This window comes from Streptomyces sp. WELS2, assembly GCF_013870595.1.
Taxonomy (GTDB): Bacteria; Actinomycetota; Actinomycetes; order Streptomycetales; family Streptomycetaceae; genus Streptomyces.
The window spans coordinates 1-1,078 of record NZ_JACBWZ010001341.1 but is presented as its reverse complement, the minus strand read 5'-3'; the positions used below and the strand labels follow the sequence as shown (position 1 = coordinate 1,078).

Here is a 1,078-nt window from a genome sequence, read left to right as displayed (position 1 = left end):
GGTCCCGGTCCAGACCCTCGTGGACATCGGGGGCGAGGCCGCCGTACCGGTCCTCGCCTGCGGTACCGCGGCGCCGGCCCTGCTGTGGCACGCCGGCCGCACCCTCACCCGGGCCTCGGCCCACGCTCCCACGGGAGCACCCGAGTAGATCTCCCGCCCGCCGGCCCGGCCACTCGCCGCAGGCGTTCGCACCATCCCTCCGAAGGAGAACACCAGATGACCACCTCCCGACCCGGAGCGTCCGGAGCCACCGGAACCGCCGGAGCGTCCGGAGCAGCCGCACGAGCCGTCGAAACGGCCGGTACCACCGGCGCGCACACCCCGGGAGCCGCCCGATGAGGGTCCTGCTGATCGGAGCCAACGGATTCATCGGCCGCTTCGTCGCCGACCGCCTGCTCGCCGACCCGGCCGTCCAGCTCACCGCGCTCGGCCGCGGCGACGACGCCGACGTCCGCTTCGACCTCGCCACCGGCAGCCCGGGCGCGCTCACCCGCTTCCTGGACGCGGTCCACCCCGGAGTCGTCGTCAACTGCGCCGGCGCGACCCGCGGCGGCGCCCGCGAACTCATCCGGCACAACACCGTCGCCGTGGCCACCGTCTGCGAGGCGCTGCGCCGCAGCGGCTGCGGCGCCCGCCTGGTCCAGATCGGCTGCGGCTCCGAGTACGGCCCCAGCCAGCCCGGCTCCTCCACGCCCGAGGACGCCGTACCGCGCCCCGGCGGCCCCTACGGCGTCAGCAAGCTCGCCGCGACGGAACTGGTCCTCGGTTCCGGCCTGGACGCGGTCGTCCTGCGCGTCTTCTCACCGGCCGGGCCCGGTACCCCGGCCGGCTCCCCGCTCGGCCGGCTCGCCGAGGCCATGCGCCGCGCCATGCAGTCCGGCGACGGCGAACTCAAGCTCGGCGGCCTCGGCGTCCAGCGCGACTTCGTCGACGTACGCGATGTCGCCCGGGCCGTGCACGCCGCCTCGCTCTCCGCCGCGCAAGGAGTGATCAACATCGGCTCCGGCCGCGCCGTCCGCCTCAGAGACGCCGCCGCCGTGCTCGCGCGCGTCGCCGGATACGGCGGTGCCCTCCACGA

Annotated in this window: 1 protein-coding gene; it reads left to right on the top strand. The window is 76.0% G+C overall.

From position 1 onward, the window contains the following. Positions 1-335: 335 nt before the first annotated feature. A partial coding sequence (locus H5J33_RS36210; RefSeq protein ID WP_181798906.1) for an NAD-dependent epimerase/dehydratase family protein occupies positions 336-1,078 on the top strand: 743 nt, incomplete at its 3' end.